Origin of the sequence: Aminipila terrae (genome assembly GCF_010120715.1) — a bacterium.
Lineage (GTDB): Bacteria > Bacillota > Clostridia > Peptostreptococcales > Anaerovoracaceae > Aminipila > Aminipila terrae.
This window is the reverse complement of record NZ_CP047591.1, coordinates 1,077,963-1,091,283: the sequence shown is the minus strand read 5'-3', so window position 1 is coordinate 1,091,283 and position 13,321 is coordinate 1,077,963. Positions and strand designations below refer to the sequence as shown.

Annotated in this window: 12 protein-coding genes; 6 read left to right on the top strand and 6 right to left on the bottom strand. The window is 37.3% G+C overall.

All coding sequences use genetic code 11. The features are described from left to right. Window positions 1-21: 21 nt before the first annotated feature. From Ami3637_RS05155 to Ami3637_RS05140, 4 genes are read right to left on the bottom strand one after another with little or no spacing between them, the layout of a single operon-like run. On the bottom strand, window positions 22-1,716 hold the full coding sequence (locus Ami3637_RS05155) for a S8 family peptidase (RefSeq protein WP_162361627.1): 1,695 nt from the start codon (window positions 1,714-1,716) through the stop codon (window positions 22-24). Between the two features lie 50 nt (window positions 1,717-1,766). Then, window positions 1,767-3,455, bottom strand: coding sequence for a S8 family peptidase (locus Ami3637_RS05150; RefSeq protein ID WP_162361626.1), 1,689 nt, complete (start codon window positions 3,453-3,455; stop codon window positions 1,767-1,769). Between the two features lie 53 nt (window positions 3,456-3,508). After that, entirely contained in the window at window positions 3,509-5,200 is a 1,692-nt protein-coding gene (locus Ami3637_RS05145; protein ID WP_162361625.1) for a S8 family peptidase, read from the bottom strand. A 42-nt stretch (window positions 5,201-5,242) separates the two neighbouring features. Continuing rightward, complete coding sequence (locus Ami3637_RS05140) at window positions 5,243-6,970, bottom strand: S8 family peptidase (RefSeq protein ID WP_162361624.1); 1,728 nt, start codon at window positions 6,968-6,970, stop codon at window positions 5,243-5,245. A 57-nt stretch (window positions 6,971-7,027) separates the two neighbouring features. Here Ami3637_RS05140 and Ami3637_RS05135 point away from each other — a divergent pair, with 57 nt between their 5' ends. The 3 genes from Ami3637_RS05135 (at window position 7,028) to Ami3637_RS05125 (ending at window position 10,511) form a co-directional block, all read left to right on the top strand. Next, a complete protein-coding gene (locus Ami3637_RS05135; protein WP_162361623.1) occupies window positions 7,028-8,329 on the top strand; it encodes a peptidoglycan-binding protein in 1,302 nt (433 codons plus the stop codon). A 150-nt stretch (window positions 8,330-8,479) separates the two neighbouring features. Beyond that, the gene (locus tag Ami3637_RS05130) at window positions 8,480-9,235 is read left to right on the top strand and encodes a LytR/AlgR family response regulator transcription factor (protein WP_162361622.1); all 756 of its coding nucleotides are present in this window, start codon (window positions 8,480-8,482) and stop codon (window positions 9,233-9,235) included. A gap of 4 nt (window positions 9,236-9,239) precedes the next feature. Next, on the top strand, window positions 9,240-10,511 hold the full coding sequence (locus Ami3637_RS05125) for a sensor histidine kinase (protein WP_162361621.1): 1,272 nt from the start codon (window positions 9,240-9,242) through the stop codon (window positions 10,509-10,511). Here the strand turns inward: Ami3637_RS05125 and Ami3637_RS05120 are convergent. Both Ami3637_RS05120 and Ami3637_RS05115 read right to left on the bottom strand, forming a co-directional pair. After that, on the bottom strand, window positions 10,503-10,637 hold the full coding sequence (locus Ami3637_RS05120; protein ID WP_162361620.1) for an AgrD family cyclic lactone autoinducer peptide: 135 nt from the start codon (window positions 10,635-10,637) through the stop codon (window positions 10,503-10,505). The genes Ami3637_RS05125 and Ami3637_RS05120 overlap by 9 nt on opposite strands. Next, complete coding sequence (locus Ami3637_RS05115; protein ID WP_162361619.1) at window positions 10,630-11,211, bottom strand: accessory gene regulator ArgB-like protein; 582 nt, start codon at window positions 11,209-11,211, stop codon at window positions 10,630-10,632. Before Ami3637_RS05115 ends, Ami3637_RS05120 begins: the two co-directional genes overlap by 8 nt. A gap of 258 nt (window positions 11,212-11,469) precedes the next feature. On the opposite strand from Ami3637_RS05115, the gene Ami3637_RS05110 reads away from it, so the two are divergent. The 3 genes from Ami3637_RS05110 (at window position 11,470) to Ami3637_RS05100 (ending at window position 13,108) form a co-directional block, all read left to right on the top strand. After that, window positions 11,470-11,889, top strand: coding sequence for a hypothetical protein (locus Ami3637_RS05110; protein WP_162361618.1), 420 nt, complete (start codon window positions 11,470-11,472; stop codon window positions 11,887-11,889). A gap of 10 nt (window positions 11,890-11,899) precedes the next feature. Further along, window positions 11,900-12,334, top strand: coding sequence for a hypothetical protein (locus Ami3637_RS05105; RefSeq protein WP_162361617.1), 435 nt, complete (start codon window positions 11,900-11,902; stop codon window positions 12,332-12,334). Between the two features lie 105 nt (window positions 12,335-12,439). Next, a complete protein-coding gene (locus Ami3637_RS05100) occupies window positions 12,440-13,108 on the top strand; it encodes a CYTH domain-containing protein (protein WP_162361616.1) in 669 nt (222 codons plus the stop codon). Window positions 13,109-13,321 lie beyond the last annotated feature (213 nt).

The window sequence follows — 13,321 nt, the reverse complement described above, 5'->3', positions numbered from 1 at the left end:
TATTTGTAAAAAATTCAAAATCTATTTTTGACGCATATAATGAAAAGTCTGCATTAAATTCAGACTGCCATATCCCCATTGGTTGTTTGGATACTGGACCAGATTACTTCGATTACAGCCCCGTATCAGATACGCTCTGACTAAAGGAGTGCAAAAACCTAGATCATTACCTTCCACGATTCCCCATTGCATCAGAAGAGCACATGCACCTGCGGTGATGGCAGTAGCCACACTTGTACCGCTCATGGTACCGTATCCTGTTGGGTAATATCCCCCTATCTGATATCCAGGGGCTACTAAGTCAGGCACATTGGGCTCAATCCTGGTGGGCCCCCAGGAGGATTTGGGATAAAGGCTGTCATTTAGATAATTGTAGGCACCACATCGTATAGATCCATAATCAGTGGCCGGGTATGTAATGGTGGTATAGGGGTCTGATGATAAAAACTCAACGGTAGGAGATACAAAGCCAGTTAGTGGCAGCCAGGCATGAATACTGCCGTTTATAATTAGATCTCCATATACAGTAATCAGCCATATTCCAGGAGTTGCATCCAGTATTTTAACTATAGTTACCTGCTCACCACTTCCCTCAAGTGGAAAGAAATATGAAACACTGACTCGGGAAGGCTCAAGGGTAAGAGACGTGGTGAGAGTATATCCGGATTTTGCCGGTATGCGGTTTATCATTTCCCCTGTAGGGGATTTAACCGAAACAGATATCCGGTCACAAAGTTTATTTGATATGGCAATAAATATATCCCCTGCATTTTCACCAGTTTTAGTACTTATATTTATAGGTGTTTTTTCCTTTGAAAATTTTTGAAAAAAATGATGCTTTGCCTGGCTTTCATTTCCAACGGAGATGCAGGTACAAACCCCGGGATTATTACAGGTGAAATATAAATACTCTTCAAGAGGGCCAAGGCCGTCATGACTGTCATAATTTGAACCCAGACCGATACAGATAACCACAGGGAGGTGCAGTTCCTGGGATTTTTGTAAAATATATTCGACCCCCATCATAACAGATGTAGATTCAAATGCATTTTCCTGGTCAGCAGGTACACAATAATTTTTAAGATAATAGGGATAGGCTTTCTTTAACTTAACCATAATGATTTCTGAATCCGGAGCTGCGCCTGAAAAATCACCCTCAGTGCGTCCAGCTGCTACGGATGCCAGAAATGTACCGTGACCTGCAGTGTCCTTATGGGGTACAATGGAATAAGGGTCTTCTGCGGAACTTAGAGCGGAATTTATTTGTTCATTGGTATATTCTGTACCTAGAGGAAAACCAGCAGGGGGATTTCCAGCAATGCTCTGGTCGTATATAAATTTAATTTTACTGGTTCCATCCTCATATCTAAAAACCTCTTTTGTATAATCAATACCAGTATCCACAAATCCAATCAGCACATTTCTCCCGTTTAGATTCAGATAAGGTTGCTGCTGAACCTGTTTAATGCCCGCAGCTTCCAGGCTTTCCTGATCTGTGAGGCCAACAACATTTGGAATATTATCCCGTAAACTGGTGGCAATATAATTGGCAATATCTGCAAAGGCACTCACAGTTACAAAACATATAATATAAGTTTCTGCTACCGTGTGAGTGGCAATAAGTCCTGGGTGGTTTAAAATAAGGGATTCATTATAAGATCCTTTTCTGATGATAAAGTCAACAATGTCTGGTGAATACAGGGCATCATCATCCAAGTAAAAACACCTCCTGTCAAAGCATTTTTAATATTTATCTATTGCATATGTTATAATTCACGCATATAAAAAAAGGTCTGTATTAAGTTTAATGTTCCATATCCCCACTGGGGATTTGGGTATTCCATGACTTCTGTACGGCTGCATCCACGAATCAGATAGGCTCTGATCAAAGGTGTGCTTAAACCCATATTATTCCCTTCTACAATGCCCCATTGCAGCATAAGTGCACAGGCACCAGAAGTAATAGCAGTAGCAACACTTGTGCCATTCATCGTACCATATCCAGTGGGATAGAATCCTCCAACCTGGTAGCCGGGGGCAACTAAATCAGGAATATCCAGTAATGACCGAACGGCACCCCATGAGGATTCTGGATAAAGACTGTTACGAATACTGTTATAGGCACCGCAATGAATTCCCCCCAGTGCATTAGCAGGTGAAGTAACCGTGTTATATGGATCTGAAGAAAGAAATTCAACAGCCGGTGAAATAAATCCTGTGATGGGAAGCCAGGCATTAATGCTGCCATCCTGGATTATGTCTCCGTAAGCTGTAATGGTCCATATTCCTGGAGTAGCATTCTTTATCTTGACTATGGTGACCTGGTCACCGCTTCCCTCCAGTGGAAAGAAATAGGACACACTGACTTCTGACCGTTCCAGCACAAGCTGCGTGGTAAAAGTATTACCTGCTTTTGCGGGTACACGGCTTACAAGTTCTCCAGTAGGTGAACGCACAGATACAGAAACCCTGTCACTGATAGGGTTTGTAACTAATATAAATATGTCACCAGCATTCTCTCCAACTTTTATATCGATGCTCTCTGGAGTTCCTTCTTTAGAAAAGCGCTGGAAATAATGGTGTCTGGCCTGACTTTCATTACCTACGGCAATACAGATGCAGACACCTGGAACATTTGACATATTAAATAAGTATTCTTCAATAAACCCGAAGCCGTCATGGCTGTCATAATTGGAGCCAAGACCAATACATATTACGACAGGACGGTCCAGTTCTTTTGCTTTCTGCAGGATATATTGTACACCAATCATAGCAGATGAAGATTCAAAGGCATTTTCCTGCTCTGCCGGAACAAAAAATCTGTTTAAATAAAAGGGGTACGCTTTTTTCAGCTTAACCATAATGATTTCAGAATCTGGTGCGGCGCCTATAAAATCATCCATTGGACGACCTGCAGATACGGAAGCTAAAAACGTACCGTGGCCGGCAGTGTCCTGTTGGGGAACAATGTCGTAAGGGGTATCAGATGCCAAAGCTGCATTAATCTGTTCATTGTTATATTCTGTTCCAAGAGGAAAACCTTCAGGAGGAGTTCCTGGAGCAGTCTGGTCATATATATACTGGATCTTGCTGGTTCCATCATCATATTGAAATACCTTCTGGGTATAGTCTATTCCCGTATCAACAAAACCAATTAAAACATTTTTACCATTAAGATTTAAATAGGGTTGTTGCTGTACCTGTATAATACCGGCAGCCTCCAGGCTTTGACGATCCAGTAGTCCCATAACTTTTGGAACACTGTTGATATAATCCGTACCCATATATGAAATCATTTCTGTGTAGTCTGGGATTTTTGCATAACAGATATAATACATACCAATATCGTGGCATGCAAGAAGACCTGGATGGTTTAATATAAGGCTTTCATAAGAAGACGCTTTTCTAATTATAAAGTCAACAACATCCGGTGAATATAGGCTATCGTTATCCAAAGGAAGACACCTCCAGTTTTTCAAGATATAGAGTTTTTTTCTATGATGTTTACTTATAATTCACGCATATAAGTAAAGGTCTGCATCAGGTTCAGGCTGCCATAACCCCATTGATAATTAGGATACTGGATTACATCACTGCGATTACATCCCCGAATGAGATAGGCTCTTATTAAAGGAGTAGAAAAACCTAAATCGTGACCTTCTACGATTCCCCATTGTAACATAAGGGCGCAGGCCCCAGCAGTAATTGCAGTGGATACACTTGTGCCGTCCATGGTACCGTAACCAATGGGGTAATAACCTCCTACCTGATATCCAGGAGCCACTAAGTCTGGTACCTTTTCAGACAACCTGGTAGGCCCCCAGGAGGTTCTTGGATAAAGGCTGTCACGGAAGCTGTTGTAAGCACCACATCGGATAGGGCCCAGTGCATTGGCAGGATAAGTTATGGTGGTATAAGGATCAGAGGATAAAAATTCCACAGTAGGGGAAACGAACCCTGTCATGGGAAGCCATGCATTAAGGCTGCCATTTATAATGATATCCCCATAAACGATAATGGTCCATACACCGGGAGTAGAATCCAGTATTCTGACCACGCTGATCTGGTCACCGCTGCCTTCCAGAGGGAAAAAATAGGAGACTGTAATTCGGGAACGTTCCAGCACCAGAGGGGTCTCAACGGTATAGCCAGCTTTTGAGGGCACCCTGCTTACCATTTCTCCTGTTGGTGAACGTACAGATACAGAAACCCGGTCACTGACCCTGTTGGCTACAACAACAAAAATATTCCCGGCATCTTCTCCAACTTTTATATCGATATTTACAGGGGCACTACCTTTAGTCATCTGGTAAGAAAAATGATGCCTTGCCTGGCTTTCGTTTCCCACAGAAACGCAAATGCATACACCGGGTATATTAGACATATTAAAAAGGTATTCTTCAAGAGTACTATAACCGTCATGACTGTCGAAATTAGAACCCAGACCGAGACAAATAGCCACCGGTCGGTTTAACTCTTTTGCCTTTTGTAAAATATACTGAACTCCAATCATCACAGAGGTAGATGCAAATGCATTTTCCTGATCAGGAGGAACACAATAATTCTCAAGATAGAAAGGATATGCCTTTTTTAATTTAACCATAATTATTTCAGAATCTGGCGCTGCTCCTATAAAATCCTCCAGCTGCCTTCCTGCAGCTACAGAGGCCAGAAAAGTACCATGACCTGCCACATCTCTTTGAGGAACTATTTCATAAGGGGTAGGGGATGTGAGGGCAGCATTAATCTGATCATTGGTATATTCTGTGCCCAGGGGAAAGCCAGCAGGGGGGATACCAGGTATGGTTTGATCGTATAAATATTTAATTTTGCTGGTTCCGTCTTCATACTGAAAGACTTTCTGGGTATAATCAATCCCTGTATCTACAAATCCAATCAGCACATCTTTGCCGTTTAGATTCAGATAAGGCTGCTGCTGTACCTGGAGGATACCGGCGGCATCCAGACTTTGCTGGTCAGTAAGTCCCACAACGTTGGGGATGCTGTTTCTTAAGTCAGCGCCCATATATGTAGCTATTTCCAGAAAATCATTTATCTTTGTATAACATATGATATAAGTATCTGCAACGGTGTGAGTTGCAATTAGGCCCGGGTGTGCAAGTATAAGATTTTCATAAGAAGAGCCTTTTCTAATAGTAAAATCAACAACATCTGGTGAGTATAAGATATCGTTATCCATGAATGTATACCTCCAGTATAGACTATTTTCCAGATTCATTGCCTACGAAAATGCTATTCCCGTCTGATTATATTCAACAAGTAAATCCATGGTGTTACACAGGCTTAATGAGCCATATCCCCACATTGGATTTGGATAAGTAAGTGTAGAGGACCTTTCAGCTCCCTTCCATAAAAAGGCTTTTATCCGTTGCCCGTATAGAAAAGGATCGTTGCCACGGAGGAGACCCCATTCCATCATTAATGCTGCAGAGCCTGTGACAAAAGGAGCAGCCACGCTGGTGCCTGTAAAGGTATCATAACCTCCTCCTGCACGGGTTGTAAGAATATTTACTGCAGGAGCAACTAAATCAGGTTTTATAAAATCTATATTTCTTATGGTTCCCTGGCCTGAAAAATCTGCAATACTTTTAAGGACAGAATTATATCCCCCTACAGAAATTACTTTAAAAGCGGTTGCAGGGATTGTAATGGTATTTGTTACAGCTGGACGGAGAAAGTTTGTATACTGCGTTACTTCTTCCAAAGTTGGAAGCCATATATCGAATAATCCGTAAGTAATCTGGGTGCCTTTTACCACCAGATTCCAAAGGCCTCCGGGTATAGGCTTGTTTACTCCCCTGAAAAGAATATATATTTCCTGTGAACTGTTGTAATGAGTAGGCTGGCCATACAGTACAGAAACCAGAACATTATCTAGGGTAAAACGTGTGACTCGCTGGAGAGGAGAAATGACTCCTGTAGATTTTCCACTTGGGGAAATAACTTCAAAAGTCATGGTGTCCACGAAATTTTTCCATATAGTCATGTAAAGGCTCTGAATATTTTCAGATATAGAAAATTCTACTGTATCCGTAGCTCCCTGAGTCAGTAGTTTACTGTAATGATGAGCGGAAGAGCCTTCGTTGCCTGAAGCAACACAAATACTGGAGCGCCAGCGCACTGATACATCATCAATATAACTTTCAAACAAAGAGTTCCCATCATGAGAACCATTATTTGTGCCATAGCTTATATTCATAGAAACAGGCATATTTACTTCTTGTGCTTTATCTGAAATATATTTTACTGCCCTCATGATTTCAGTTGTTCTGGTAAAAGAAGGACTTCCTCGGTGCCCCAGTTTTACTACTATTAAAGAAGCATTGGGCGCCACACCTTTTTCAACAGCATCAGAAGAGTTACCGTTTCCTGCTGCAATTCCAGCTACAGCAGTACCATGACCCACACTGTCAACACTGGGAACATGGGTGTAGGGTGTATCACTGGCTAATGCTTCATCAATCTGTGCTTTTGTATATTCTGAACCATTTCTGAATCCTTCAGGAGGATTTCCATCTATTGACTGATCCCATAAAAATAAAATTCGGGTTGTTCCATCCTGATTCTGAAAATCAGGATGAGTATAGTCAATGCCAGAATCAATGATACCAATTGCAATACCATTTCCGGTCAGGCCGAAAGAAGTAGGTCGTTGAACCTGTGAAATACAGGAGCTATTCAGGTTTTCCCTTAAAAAATAAGTAAGGTTTTTGGGCAGTTCAATATATTCAACCTGGTTATAGCTGTATAGTTTTGCAAGGTTACCCAAAGATATGGTGAAAATGGCGTAGTTTGGGTCTAGTATTTCTACAAAGGCATCCAGCTCTTTACCTACTTGCATGATGTCTCCGCTGTATTTTACAATAACCTCCAGAAGGTCCTCATCACTATACTGATCTGATTCAAATCGTGTAAGCTGGTCAATTGGAATAAATGGTGAGTGGATCATAGACATTACCTTCTTTCTTAAAGCATATACATATTATATTTGGGAGGGGTGTAAATTATGAAAAATTTCAATTACTTTAAAAACCAATTAATAGATCAGGGGCAGCTGCAGATTAATGTATCAGAGCAAGACAATGCAAAGCCTGTAGGTGATGCAAAAATACAAGTCGTAAGAAAATATGATTCAACTGTGGTTGATGAATTATATACTGATTCATCAGGGCAGACAGAAACCATGGATCTGGGGGCACCGCCACTGGAATATTCTCTGACTCCGGAAAGCGGGAAACCATATAGTGAATATGATTTATCCATAAGTGCTGAAGGGTTTGATCCTATAACCATAGAGGGTGTGCAGATTTTACCACAGGCCAAAGCTTTACAGCCAGTTCAGATGAAACCTACAGTACAAAATATTGCTAATGCTCAGAATATTTCTATAGATCAGCACACCCTTTGGGGAATTTTTCCTCCTAAAATTCCGGAGGATGAAGTGAAACCTTTGCCTGATGCAGGCGGATTCATTGTTTTACCTCAGCCAGTTGTTCCGGAATTTGTGGTGGTGCATTTAGGGGTACCAGAAGATACATCCGCTCAGAATGTATGGATACCGTTTAAAGATTATATAAAAAATGTTGCAAGTTCAGAAATTTATTCTACATGGCCTGAAGAAACCATAAGAGCTAATGTTTTGGCAATACTATCTTTTGTCCTTAACAGAGTATATACAGAGTGGTACAGGGGAAAAGGCTTCAGCTTTACTATTACCAATTCAACTGCTTATGATCAGGCTTTTTTCTATGGAAGAAATTTTTTTCAGGAGATTTCAACTGTTGTTGACGAAATCTTTACAACATATATAACCAGACCTGAAATAAAACAACCTTTATTTACACAATTCTGCGATGGTGTGAGGACGGTATGTGAAAAGGGCATGAAACAGTGGGGGTCAAAAGATTTGGGGGATCAGGGATATGATCATCTAAGCATTCTCAGAAATTACTATGGATATGATATCTTTCTGCAGCAGGCGGATAAAGTGGAAGGTGTTCCTATATCTTTCCCGGGAGAACCCCTTGTAATTGGTTCAACCGGACCCGCTGTAAGAACCATACAGACACAACTTAATGCAATTTCCAACAGCTATCCGGCAATTAAAAAAGTTAAAGTGGATGGTGTGTATGGTCAGGATACAGCAGATGCAGTGAAAACTTTTCAACAGATTTTTAACCTGCCGGCAACAGGGGTTGTGGATTTCGCTACATGGTATCAGATATCAAATATTTATGTGGCTGTTACTAAGATTGCAGAACTGGATATCAAAAATTATCATAATATATATGAACCATACAGATATTAGATAAACAAAAACAGAAACCAAAATTTTTATGAATTTAGGTTTCTGTTTTTTTAGTGGAAACTGTCATTTCTTGGGGTTTTATGAAACTATAATGTATGGTACAATTTACCGTATAAGATGCAAAGTATTTTTTTATATAGATTGAGGGTAATGATGATAAAAATTATGATTGTGGAAGACTCCGAAAGGGATCTGCAAATTTATAAAACGGTTTTAGATGAAATTGAAGGCATTGAAGTTTATTATGCTTTGTCAGGAGAAGAGGCTTTAAAAATCGCAAAGAAGAATCATATGGATATTTTTATTTTAGATATAGAATTGCCAGGAATCAGTGGACTGGAACTGGCAGGAAAAATAAGGAATATGTCGGATTATGCCCTGACATTAATCATGTTTATAACTGGATATGAAAAGAACCAGTTAGAAGCCTTTAAACAGTTTCATTGTTATGATTACATACTAAAGCCTTTTGGAACTAGAGAATTTCACAAAAAAATTACAACTCTTATGAAAAATATAAGTGTAGAAAAACAAACGAAAACAAGGGTAAAGATGATATTATATCCTGATATAAATAAAGAAATCCTGATTCCAGTAGACCAGATAAGATATGCCGAAGTTTTACACAGACACTGTTTTCTTTATACAGATTTACAGGAAGAACCTTTTGAAAGCAATAATATCATTTTAAAGGAACTGATTGCGGAAGTAGATGAGCCTTATTTTATTCAATGCTACAAATCCTATGCAGTAAATGTTAAGAAGATACAAGAGATAGAAAGAGTGAATTACAGACTTTGGACCATTAGTCTGCAAGAATCAGGAAGCAAATTATTTGTCAGCAGCAAGTATTATAACGCTATTGATGAACAAATCAAATTATGGATTGTAAATAAGAGGGGATAAAGGTATGAGCTTTACACAAGATATATTTGGATCATTTGTCGAATTTTTAAACACTGTGATTTTAATGAGTTTATTTAGTCAGGAATATTTTAAAAATAAAATTAAGCTCATATCCTCTATGATTATTGTATCTGTAATTATAGGAATATTAGATTTGGCAGAAGTGCCATCTGTATCTATATTTATCTATATAATAATTCTTATAAACTTAAGGATAGTAACTAAAAGGAATATATTCAATATTTTATTTGAATTAATTTTTGCTACAGCAATAACAATAGCAATCGAACATGTTTTAGTAATTGTGTTCTACGAATTGCAGGGAGAGAATGCATTAGAATTTATCAATAGGTGTATTCAGCTTTTTATTACTTTCATAATATGTGCTTTAATTAGTTCAAATCGTAAATTAAAAGGAAGAGTTCAAGCTTTTTATGCAAAATACCAGGAAGAATTTTATTTAATTTCAGTGACGTTATTTTGTTTTAGTATGATAGAAGTCTTTTTATGGAAAAGTAACAGTGAACTTGTTTTTCATCAATCTGCAATTATTTCTGCATATACGGCTATATGGTTCTGTTTGTGTTCATTTTTATTAAAAAAATTAATAGAGAATAGGAAGCAAAAAGAAAATATTCGATTACATGAACAGTACATGGAAACAACAGAAAATCTACTGGATGGGCTTTATAGTGAAAAACATGATTTTAATAAACACTTGCAGGCTATTCAGAGCATCTGTCAATTTGAAGAAGCATCTGTGGCAGTCGCCGAAATAGAAATGTATATTGATGAGCTTAAAACAAAAGAACTAAACAAGAAAAAAAGCACCGTATCCATCAATACCGGAAGTGGAGTTGTAAACGCACTACTATATTCAAAAACCAAAGAAGCAGAAAAACATGGAGTTCAGTTTTATTATGTTCCCAGTGGAATATTTCCTGATTTCCCCTGCGAACAGTATGAACTGGTTCAGATACTTGGCAATCTGTTGGACAATGCCTTTGAATATATAGATGGACTGGAGAAGGAGGAGAGGAAGGTAATTCTTTCTATCAGTGAGATGGAGAATAAGAAACGAATTGAGGTGAGAAATACTTACCATATAGAGAAGAGCAGACAGGCAAGTATTTCTCAAAATAAGAATTGTAGTACTAAGTCAGGTGAAAGACGAGGCTACGGGTTACAAAACGTCAAAACAGTCATCCTGAAGTACCATGGAAAATTTAATATTTTCCAAGAAGAAAATGAATTTATTGTTGAAGTTTTATTTTAATAATTCTTCTGGGCATTCAGGTTCGCCGTGAAGATTTATTGATGCAACTGAAATAGTAGAAGTTGCCACTCCGATTAAAAATAATGCACTTGTACTCATAAGAAATACCTTTAGTTTCTTAAACATTGAGACCATCATCCTTTCTTTTGTGTAATTTTACAAATAACAATTCAATAGCGTGTAAGAATAAAGCCCATATACTCATGGTTATAATCAACTGGTCCGTTATTAAAACCAATAGGATTAAAGTAAAAATAATAAGATAGATAAGTGAAAAGTATTTGTTCTGCAGATACTTTTTTCTGCTTATTATGGGCCGCTGTGCAGAAGGTGCAAGCGGACAAATACAAGTTGTTAAAATGCCGAAACTTAATATTAAATAGTAAGTAAGCATTTTAAACTTCAAAATTGGCAGTATGCATATTGCCAATAAAAAGTATCCTAGGCTAAATAAAAAGCAGGGAACATTTGTCTTGAAATGTATTCCACCAGTACTAAGGCGAATAGGCATCATTAACAGCATAACAATCAGAAATGCATTTAAATGGCCTATTAAGGCAAAAATACCAACGAGTAAAAGTGTCTTGAGTAATTCATTTTTTAAGACAGCTAGTGCATATCTTATCTTAATGATTCCCAGTTCATCGGTAACGTTACTTTCCTGCAATTTTGAAATATAAGTTTCAGAAATACTTTTCATATGTTCTACCTTTTATATCATTACCCCTTTGATATGTGCTTTTGACATAATAATATTTCTTTTAACAAAAAAATCAATATGTTCTGCATGAAATGTTGTCTGGGAGACATGAAATGTGCAAAAATCACATTTCATGTCTCCCAGACAACATCTTACGCAAAAACGGTTGAAAATTTTTAAACGACATGTATGATGAAAAAAAGAATATAAGAGAAAGTCTTGTTTAATGGTGATGATATTTTTTCGGGTGGGAAGAAGGTGAGTATTTTGGCATATTTATCTTTATATTTATCTCTGTTCTATTTAATGAGTTGTCCTCTTATTGCAATTTTAAATGTAAAAAATCTTGATAATCTGTATGCACTTTACCCAATGGTACAGGCATTTGCCTATGTTTTATATTTATTGAAGGACTTCGACAAATATTATAGAGAAAATCAGGAAGAAAGTGAAGAGGAAATAAGAAGTATAAAACTGGATAATATTTTAAATATTTTTAACGTTATATTCAGTGCTTTGTTATTAACAATCGCATATATGACCAGAAATATTGTAATTTTAAGTTTTGTATTATATCCACTGGGATTGAAAATTGCTATTGTAGACAATCTAATCATGAAGGGTACTCATTGTAAAATTGAAAGTATAGGGGAAAATAGGGAAGAAATAGGAGAGTAAAATTTATATTATGCTTGAAGAAATCGAAAATCGTAGAATCATGCGTTTTATTGCTTGTTTTATTTTATGCTATATTTTAATGTGCAATATTTTTGTAAACTCCTTTTATCACTTAAAAGCTGATGAGAAAGTGGAAAAGGTAATTGTAAGGACGCCAGCACAGGAAAAAATCGTCATTACATCGGATAAAATAATAGAAAAGGTAAATCGGCAGTTTCACATGCAGGTATTCTTTTCATTAGGACTTGGGGAGTTAATCGAAAATAAAATCGAAAATAAAAAAGATGTTTATAAAATTATATTTTATAATGATAAAGATAAAGAAGTAAAATGGTTTAATTATAATCCAGAAAATAAAAGAATTTATCCAGGGGAGCTAAAATTGCCAGTTAATACCCAATTAGTCATGGATGAGATGGTATACCCAGAGAGTGGGTCAAAGTAGTAATAACCCAAGGACTCCAAAGCACTTGATTTTTTTTGTGAAAAGTGGTATCATAACCTTTACGTGATTTGTATAGGCTTAAGAAGAGCATATGACGAGCATATAGTGAATGTAATACAAGCGTTAAAGGGTAAAGGTACAAATATGGAAATTGAAATGAAATACGGCATTGGGGACAAAGAGACTGCCGCAAACATTTGGGATGATGAGTATCTTTTAAGTATTGAAGAGTCTGATACAAGAGAAAAGGTATTGATGAGGGCTTCATATTTTGATACAGAAGACTTTGTTCTTTCAAAAAATGACATTGCGCTGCGCGTGCGTATGGAAGGGACTAGAATTGTTGCTACACTAAAATGGAAAGGGAAAAATGAGGGCGGACTTCATATAAGGGAAGAAATAAATGTTCCAGTGAATGATGAGGCATTTTTCAGTGTGCCTGATCCACAGATATTTAAAGAAAGTGAAATAGGACAGGAAGTTATAGCTTTAATAGGATTTAAAAAACTCCATAGTATTATGGAAACTAATTTTTTAAGGAGCCGGTTCAGAATTGACAATGGCAGTGGCATCATGGAAGTATCTCTGGACAACGGGGAAATTATAACTACTAAAGGAGTGGCCCCTATTTGTGAAATCGAAATAGAGCTGTTCTCAGGGGAGCAGGAAGCTTTAGAATCGGTAACCAAAACTATTGCAGAAAAGTATGGATTACTGCCAGAGAGCAAAAGTAAATATGCAAGAGGTCTGGCACTTTTAGGATTTGAAAGATAAGGTAATTTTATATAAAGGTTTTAATTTTTATTGAAAATGGTAATAAACTAGTAAAATGGCTGTACAAAAAGGCCATTTTTTTAGTTTTTTTATAGTTTTTAGGTCGTTAGTATCATCTTTTAAGTTTTTTGAAAGGTATTTTTGCTATAATTCTTTACTTTGAGCCGTTTACGAGGTATAATAATGTGCATTATGTGTTAGGATTTATAATGC